At 65.2% G+C, this 8,756-nt stretch carries 4 protein-coding genes; 1 reads left to right on the top strand and 3 read right to left on the bottom strand.

Translation table 11 applies throughout. From position 1 onward, the window contains the following. Positions 1 to 51: 51 nt before the first annotated feature. Positions 52 to 2,949 carry an EAL domain-containing protein gene (locus ISS20_RS07605; protein ID WP_291435278.1) on the bottom strand — a complete coding sequence of 966 codons (2,898 nt, stop codon included), beginning with the start codon at positions 2,947 to 2,949 and terminating at the stop codon, positions 52 to 54. A 188-nt stretch (positions 2,950 to 3,137) separates the two neighbouring features. Between ISS20_RS07605 and ISS20_RS07610 the strand changes: the two genes are divergently transcribed. Then, positions 3,138 to 3,512 carry a PilZ domain-containing protein gene (locus ISS20_RS07610; protein WP_291435280.1) on the top strand — a complete coding sequence of 125 codons (375 nt, stop codon included), beginning with the start codon at positions 3,138 to 3,140 and terminating at the stop codon, positions 3,510 to 3,512. A gap of 31 nt (positions 3,513 to 3,543) precedes the next feature. On the opposite strand, the gene ISS20_RS07615 is transcribed toward ISS20_RS07610, so the two are convergent. Both ISS20_RS07615 and ISS20_RS07620 read right to left on the bottom strand, forming a co-directional pair. Then, on the bottom strand, positions 3,544 to 5,229 hold the full coding sequence (locus ISS20_RS07615; protein WP_291435282.1) for a long-chain fatty acid--CoA ligase: 1,686 nt from the start codon (positions 5,227 to 5,229) through the stop codon (positions 3,544 to 3,546). 175 nt (positions 5,230 to 5,404) lie between these two features. Then, a partial coding sequence (locus ISS20_RS07620) for a DUF3418 domain-containing protein (protein WP_291435284.1) occupies positions 5,405 to 8,756 on the bottom strand: 3,352 nt, incomplete at its 5' end.

Below are 8,756 nucleotides of genomic sequence, written 5' to 3' on the forward strand. Positions count from 1 at the left end.
GGCGCAAAGCTGTGGGCGCCCTGGCCCAGGCGCCGCGACCATGAAAAGGCGCTATAACGCCGCCGCACTGGCGGCCGCCGGCAACAGCGCCTCAGCCGGCCCCGGGCGCCCGAACAGGTAGCCTTGCCACATGTAGCACCCCAGCCCGGCCAGCATGTCGCGCTGCTCCTGGGTTTCCACCCCCTCGGCGATCACTCCCAAGTCCAGGCTATGCGCCAGGGTGACGATGGTGCGGGCGATGCTGGCGTCGTTGGCATCGGTGAGCAGGTCGCGCACAAAGCTCTGGTCGATCTTGAGCTGGTCCAGTGGCAAGCGTTTGAGGTAGCTCAGGCTCGAATATCCCGTGCCAAAGTCGTCCAGCGAGAAGCCCAGGCCCGATGCACGCAGGGTGTCCATGCGCTGTATGGTGTCCTCCACATCGTCCAGCAGCAGGGTCTCGGTCAACTCCAGCTTCAGCCGGTGCGGGTTGGCGCCGGTTTCTTCCAGCAGGCCCAGCACGTCATCCACAAAATGGCTGTGGCGGAACTGCCGTGCACTCACGTTCACCGCCAGGGTCCAGTGGGCGGTCTGCGGGTCGCGGGCCCACTCCACCAGTTGCAGACAGGCGGTGCGCAAAATCCACACGCCCAGCGGCACGATGAGGCCCGAGGCCTCTGCCACCGGAATGAACTCGGCCGGCGATACCAACCCGCGCTGCGGGTGCTGCCAGCGCACCAATGCCTCGGCGCCCACAATGCCTTGCTGCTGGTGGATCTGTGCCTGGTAGTGCAGCAAGAACTGCCCTTCGCGCAGCCCCTCGCGCAAACCCGCCTCCAGCAACGTGCGCGCCGTCACATTGGCCTGGGTGCGCGGATCAAAGAACCGCAGGGTGTTGCGACCAGCCCCCTTGGCCTGGTACATGGCCATGTCGCCGTGCTTGAGTAGTTCATCCACCGAGCCGCGCGCATCGGCATACAGCGCGATGCCGATGCTGCAGGAGCTGTGGTGTGCATGGCCTTCAAGTTGATAGCTCTGGCTGAGTGCTTGCAGCACCGTTCGCCCTACCGTCTCGGCCTGCGCGGCCGCTTCGTGCACCTGCGGGCTGAGCCCTTCCAGCAACACCACAAATTCGTCCCCACCCAGGCGTGCGACGGTGTCCCCCATGCGTATGCAGCCCCCCAGGCGCGCGGCCACCTGGCGCAGCAACTGGTCGCCCAGCTCGTGGCCCTGGGTGTCGTTCAGGTCCTTGAAGTTGTCCAGATCCACAAACAGCAACGCGCCGCCCGCGCCCGAGCGCGCACTGGCGGCCAGGCTGTGCTGCAGGCGGTCATTCATCAGCCGGCGATTGGGCAGCCCCGTGAGCGGGTCATAGAAAGCCAACAGCCTGATCTCTTCCTCGGCCGCCTTGCGGCTGGAGATATCCGTCTGCGTGCCAACGTAATGGGTGATCTCGCCGCGCGGCGAACGCACGGTGGTGATGGTGATCCAGGCCGGGTATTCGGTGCCGTCCTTGCGCCGGTTCCATACCTCGCCCTGCCACATGCCGGTGGAGCGCAGGGTGTTTTTCATGACCGCGTAAAAAGACGCATCCTGGCGGCCCGAGTGCAGCAGGCGCGGCGTCTGCCCCACCAGCTCGTCAACCGTGTAGCCAGTCAGCCGCGCATAGGCCTGGTTGGCCTTGAGGATGCGCTGGTCCGGCCCTGTGACGATCATGCCCTCGAACGACTCAAACACCGTAGCCGCAATCTGCAGCGACTCTTCAGCCTTGCGGCGCTCGGTGATGTCGGTCGAGATGCCGCATAGCGCATAAATGCTGCCATCTGCGTGGCGCAGGGGTATCTTGATCGACAGGAACGCGCGGGTCTCGCCCGTTGCGGCGGGCGTGTTCACCTCCTCTGCCTCCAGCGTCTCGCCCTCCTCCAGCACCCGCCGGTCATTGGCTCGCAGCCGTTGCGCCGTGGCCGTATCGAAAAACGCAGCGTCGTCATGGCCCAGCACCTCGTGCGCAGGCCTGCCAAAGTAATGCAGCGTATGGTGGTTGGCGTACTGGTAACGGTAGTCCTTGCCCTTGATGTAGATAAACGCCCCCACACTGTCCAAAATGGTGGCGAGCTTTTGCTCGCTGTCCTGCAGGTGGCGCGTACGCTCTTGCACCTGGCGACGCAGGATCGCAACCATCAACGCCGCCAGCAAGCTGAATGCCACCAGGCCCGCAAGCCCTCGCCACACCCAGGGAGAAATCTGTACTCCAGGGTCCTGCCCACCCCAATGGCGCATCACTTGGGCATAGGCAGGGTCGGCGCCACTGCGCCAGTCTTCGACGGATCGGTCAATGGCAGCCAGCACGTCGGCATTGCGCCCGGGGCCGGTCGCAAAGAACAGCGCAGCGGGCTGGAACACGATGCCCGTGTCCACCACGCCATAGCGGGCCGAATGAAAATTGCCGAACAGGTGGTTGGAGATGACCGCATCGGCTTCACCCCGCTGCACCATGGCAAACGCATCTATCAGGCTGGGCGCATCCAACAAGGTCACCTGAATGCCAAAGCTGTCCACCATGTTCAAGAACGTGGACCGCTGCACGGACCCCTTGAGTACCGCTACCCGCTTGCCTTGGAGGTCAAACAACGAGTAGATGTGCGCGTTCGATGCCCTGTAAATCTGCGACCAGCTGTGCAGCACTGGCAGGCGGTGAAAGTCGTACAGAATCTCGCGCTCTGGCGACCGGGCCACATCGGGCATCAGGTCGAGCTGGCCCTGGCGCAGCGCATCCAGGCAGTCCTGCCAGCTGCAGGGCACGTATTTGATGGTCCACTGCTCACGCGCAGCCACCAGTTGCAGCAGGTCCACAAAAATACCTGCAGCCTTGCCATCGGCATCCACAAACACCTTGGGCTCGTTGGAGTACACACCCACCCGCAGCTCGCGTGGGGCCGCAGCAATGCTGGCGCTGGCCGTCAAGACTGCCACCCACACAATGCCTTGCAAGCATGCCGCCCAAAGGCGCGCCGGCCAGTTCACGCCAGGTTTCACATCGGACCCCACAGGTGATGGTGGGCCCATGTTAACGAATGCTTGCAAAAACCTCCAAAGGTTAACTGCCGCGCTCCGGTTGGGTTAGCATGCGCCTATCCCCCCGCTTCGCCCAGGAGACAGCGATGCCCCATGAACGCCGCCACTTCGTCCGCGTCGGTTTTGATGCACCGGCCCTGCTGACCACCTCCACCGATGCGTTCAGCGTGCACGTGCTGGATCTGTCGCTCAAGGGCGCTTTGATCATGGTGCCCGCGCAGGCCGCGCTGGATCAAGGCACGTTGTGCCAGCTGACCATTCCCCTGGCCGACACGGGCAACCACATCGCCATGTCCACCGAGGTGGCCCACGTGCAAGGCCTGCACACCGGGCTGCTGTGCAAGGGTATCGACCTGGACAGCGTCACCCACCTGCGCCGCCTGATCGAGCTTCAGCTGGGCGACCCCGCCCTGCTGGAGCGGGACCTGGGCGAACTGACAATGGCCAGCTCGGCACACTAATCACCGCTGCAGCCCGGTCGAGACAGACCTGTCACTGCGCTTCCTGCTCCTGCAGCGCGCGCCACATCACCTTGCCGCTGCCACTCTTGGGGAGCGCGCTCACAAATTGCACGATGCGCGGCACCTTGTACACCGCCATGTTTTCGCGGCACCAGTCGATGATCTGCTGATCGGTCGTGTCCTTGTGGGTGGCGCGCAGCACCACTACCGCCTTCACAGTTTCGCCCCGGTAGCTGTCCTTGGCGGCGATGATGCAGGCCTCCTGGATGGCGGGGTGGCGGAACATCAGCGCCTCCACCTCGGCAGGCCAGACCTTGAAGCCACTCGCGTTGATCATGCGCTTGAGCCGGTCGGTCAAAAAGAAATAGCCGTCCTCGTCCATGCGGCCCAGGTCTCCCGAGCGGAAGAAGCGCTTGCCCTCGAACTCGATGAAGGCCGAGGCCGTGGCATCGGGCCGCTTCCAGTAGCCCTCGAACACTTCAGGGCCATGGATGATGATCTCGCCCTGCTCTCCCACGGGCAGCTCCTGCAGCGTGTCGGGGTCAATCACACGCGCATCCGTGCTCATGAACGGAATGCCCAGGCACTGCTGCTTGGGGTGGTCCGGCGGGTTGGAGTGCGACGGCGCCGCCGTTTCGGTCAGACCATAGCCCTCGGCATAACGCAGGCCATATTGCTCCAGCAGGCGCTGCGCCACTGCCTGCGGCATGGCTGCGCCGCCGCCGCCGATGTAGGCCAGGCTGGACAGGTCATAGCTGGCAAAGTTGGGACTGCCCAGCAGGTCGATGACCATGGTGGGAATGTTGGTCCAGGTGGTGACCTGGTAGCGCGATATCAGGCGCCCCGCCAGGTCGCGATCCCACCGGGGCATGATGACCAGCGTGGCTCCGCAGTAGATGGCCGTGTGCATCACGCTCACCATGCCGGTGATATGGAACATGGGCACCACCGCCAGTGTGACGTTGTCGGCCGACCCATTGCCCCACAGCGCACCCGCCACTGCGTTGTGCATGATGCTTTTGTGCAGGTGCATGCAGCCCTTGGGCAGCCCCGTGGTGCCGCTGGTGTAGGGCAGCAGCGCCAGGTCGGCGGGGCCTACCGACAGGGCGGGTGGCGCATCCGCACAGGCCAAAGCATCCGCCCAGGCGTAGGCCTGACCTCCGTCCATCGCAGGCAGCGGGTGGCGCGTGCCCAGCCAGTCCATCCAGGTCTCGGGCGGCGCGTTGATGCCGGTCACGTTCACATCGAATGCATCTGAAAACTGCGTGACCACCAGGTGCGCCAGGCGCTCGCCAGGGGCCAACGCATTGCTGGCCTTGGCCATCTCGGGGGCCAAGTCACCCGTGGTGATCGCCACCTTGGTGTCGGGGTCGGTGATGTAGTGCTTGAGCTCCTCGGCCCGGTTCATGGGGTTGACCGGTACCACCACCGCATTGGCCCGCAGGATCGCAAAGTGCGCCATCACGAGTTGCGGGCAGTTCTGCATGCACAGCACCACGCGGTCGCCCCGCTGCACACCCAGTTGCGCCAGCCGCGCGGCCAGGCGCTCCGCGCCTTCCATCAGCTGCCGGTAGCTGGTCGTGGCCCCAAAAAAGACTAGCGCCGCCTTGTCGGGGTAACGGCGCGCATTGATGGCCAGGTTGTCCCACAGCGAGGTGGCAGGCAGCGTGATGGCATGGGGAAGGCGGCGGGGCCAGAACTTGTGGTGAGGGCGCATGGGGCAGACAGACTCCTTGTGCCCTCCAGCCTAGATGGCCCACCAAAGCCAAGCAAGGGGGATGCCCCCATGATCGTCGCCCATGTGACGCGTGGTGGCCTGCCTGGGGCTGGGTCATCTGGTCCAGCACCCCATAACGATCCGAGCTGATTCAAGCTGATCCGCGCTGATTTGCTCAGCTCTGTATCTGCGCCCACAACTTGTCCAGCCGCTTCACGCTCACCGGCTGCGGCGTACGCAGCTCTTGCGCGAAGAAGCTCACGCGCAGTTCCTCCAGCAGCCAGCGCAGCTCTTGCATGCGCGCATCCACCGCCCCCTTGCGCTCGGCGACCAGGCGCCAGTAACGTTGCTCTTGCGGGCGAAGTTCGGCCAGCTTGGCGGCGTCGCGGGCGGGGTCGGCGCGGTATTTATCGAGCCGCAGGGTGATGGCCTTGAGGTAGCGGGCGTAGTGGGCCAGTTGCGCCCAGGGGGCCACGGCGATGAAGTTCTTGGGCACCAGGCGCTGCAGTTGCTGCAGGGCGTCCGCTGTCGCGTCGGGCGCGTTCTTGGTGTCTTTGATCTTGCGCGCGGCGGCCGCGTATTCGGTGAGGATGGTGGCGGCCAGGCGCGCGACCTCGTTGGCTATCAGCGTGAGGCGGCCCCGGCCCTCTTCCACGCGGCGCTTGAAGGCATATTCGTCGGTGGGCAGCGGGTCGAGCAAAAAGGCGCGGTCCAGCGCCACGTCGATGATCTGGATGCGCAGCTCTTCCTGCGTGCCCAGGGGCATGTAAGCCACGGCCATCTTCTGCAGATCGGGGATGTTCTTTTCGAGGTACTTGAGCGCGTCCTTGATCTGCAGCGCAAACAGACGGCGTAGGCCCGCGCGGTGTTTGGCGGCGGCCACCTCGGGTTCGTCGAATACTTCAATGGTCACGGCATCGCCGCCGTCGATGAGGGCCGGAAAGCCGATCAGCGTCTGACCGGCCTTCCTGATCTCCATGAGTTCGGGCAGCTCGCCGAATGTCCAGGTGGTGTAGCGCTGGCCTGCAGGGGTGGAGGGAGCCGCGGGTGTGGAGTGCGCGGCGCTGGCTGACTTGGCCGCTGGGCCTGGGCTATTTGCTCCTGGTTTGATAGCACTCTGGGCATGATTCTCCGCCGCTTGCGGCGCTTTTTGCTTCAAATCCGCAGTGTCGGCGGCTGTACCGCCCAATTTGAGCCCCGCCAGCGCCTGGAAGGCACCGCGCGCCTTGGCGCCCCACTCGGCCTTGAGTGCGCCCAGGTTGCGGCCGTGGCCGAGCTGGCGGCCGTGCTCATCCACCACGCGGAAGTTCATGAACAAATGCGGGCTGAGCATGTCGAGCTTGAAGTCGGCGCGCTTCACGTCGAGCGAGGTTTCGTCGCGCACCTGCTTGAGCAGCACATCGGTCAGGCTGCCCGTGCCAAAGCGTTCGGGTGCGCCGAGCAGCTCGGCCAGGCGTGTGGCGCTGTCGGGCAGCGGCACAAAGCGGCTGCGCGGGCGCTGCGGCAGGCTTTTAAGCAGCGCCTGGATCTTGTCCTTGAGCATGCCAGGCACCAGCCACTCGCAGCGCTCGTCGCTCACCTGGTTGAGCACAAAGAGCGGGATGGTCACGGTGATGCCGTCGCGCGCATCGCCGGGCTCGTGCAGGTAGCTGGCAGCGCAGTCCACCCCGCCCAGGCGCACCGTTTTGGGAAAAGCGTTGGTGGTGATGCCCGCGGCCTCGTGGCGCATCAGCTCTTCGCGGGTGAGCTTCAGCAAGTCGGGCTGCTTCTTGGACTCCTCGCGGTACCAGGCTTCAAAGCTGTGGCCGCTGCAGACATCGGGCGGCAGCTGCTGGTCGTAGAAGGCGTAGATGAGTTCCTCGTCCACCAGCACATCCTGCCGGCGGGATTTGTGCTCCAGCTCTTCGACCTTGGCGATCATCTTCTGGTTGGCAGCCAGAAAGGGCAGGCGCGTCTCCCAGTTACCGCCCACCAGGGCTTCGCGGATGAACACCTCGCGCGCGGCGTGCGGGTCTACCTTGCCAAAATTCACGCGGCGGTTGTTGTAGACCACGATGCCGTAGAGCGTGGCGCGCTCCAGCGCGATGACCTCGGCAGACTTTTTCTCCCAGTGCGGGTCGAGCAATTGCTTGCGCAGCACATGCCCGCCAATCTGCTCCAGCCACTGCGGCTCGATGGCCGCAATGCCCCGGCCAAACAGGCGCGTGGTTTCCACCAGTTCCGACGCTACGATCCAGCGGCCCGGCTTCTTGTTCAGATGCGCGCCGGGGTGTTTGTAGAACTTGATGCCGCGCGCGCCCAGGTACCAATCTTCCTCGTCGCTCTTGGCGCCCACGTTGCCCAGCAAACCAGCCAGCATGGACAAGTGCAGCTGCTCATAGCTGGCGGGCTGGGTGTTGATTTGCCACTTGTGCTCGGTGACCACCGTGAGCAGTTGGGTGTGGATGTCGCGCCACTCCCGCAGGCGGCGGATGCTGATGAAGTTCTGGCGCAGCAGCTGCTCGTACTGGCGGTTGCTGAGCTTGTGGGTGGCGGCGGGGGCGGGTGCGGTGGCGGTAGCACTGGGCGGCGCCTCCACAGGGCTTCTGCCGCTGCTACGCTGCGCCACAGGCAAGAAGGCCTGCGACGGCGCTTTCTGCGCGGCCATGGCCTTTTGGGCACGGGCTGATGGCAGGCTGGGCGCCCCGCCCCGGGCCTCGTTGATCCACTTCCACAGCTTGAGGTAGCCGCTGAACTCGCTCTTGTCGTCGTCGAACTTGGCATGCGCCTGGTCGGCCTGCTGCTGCGCCTCCATGGGGCGGTCGCGCACGTCCTGCACGCTCAGTGCGCTGGCGATGATGAGCACCTCGTCCAGCGCCTTGCGGTCGCGCGCCTCGATGATCATGCGGCCCACGCGGGGGTCCAGCGGCAGGCGCGAAAGCTCCACGCCCATGGGGGTCAGCTCGTTGGCGTCGTCTACCGCGCCCAGCTCGGCCAGCAGCTGGTAGCCGTCGGCAATCGCGCGGCCCGAGGGCGCCTCGATGAAGGGGAACTGCGTGACGTCGCCCAGGTGCAGCGACTTCATGCGCAGGATGACGCCTGCGAGCGAGCTGCGCAAAATTTCGGGATCGGTAAAACGCGGGCGGCCATTGAAACCCGCCTCATCGTACAGGCGGATGCAGATGCCGTTGGCCACACGCCCGCAGCGGCCTGCGCGCTGGTTGGCCGCCGCCTGGCTGACGGGCTCGACCAGCAGCTGCTCCACCTTGCTTCTAAAACTGTAGCGCTTGACGCGCGCTGTACCTGCGTCAATGACGTATCGGACGCCCGGCACCGTGAGCGAGGTTTCGGCCACGTTGGTGGCCAGCACGATGCGGCGGCCCGTGTGGCCGTCGAAGATGCGGTCCTGCTCCGCCTGACTCAGGCGCGCGAACAGCGGCAGCACCTCGGCATTGCGCATCACCGGCTGGTGCGACAGGTGCTTGCGCAGGTGGTCGGCGGCCTCGCGGATCTCGCGCTCGCCGGGCAAGAAGACCAGGATATCGCCC

Source organism: Acidovorax sp. (assembly GCF_016783915.1).
In the GTDB taxonomy this organism is placed as follows: domain Bacteria; phylum Pseudomonadota; class Gammaproteobacteria; order Burkholderiales; family Burkholderiaceae_C; genus Acidovorax.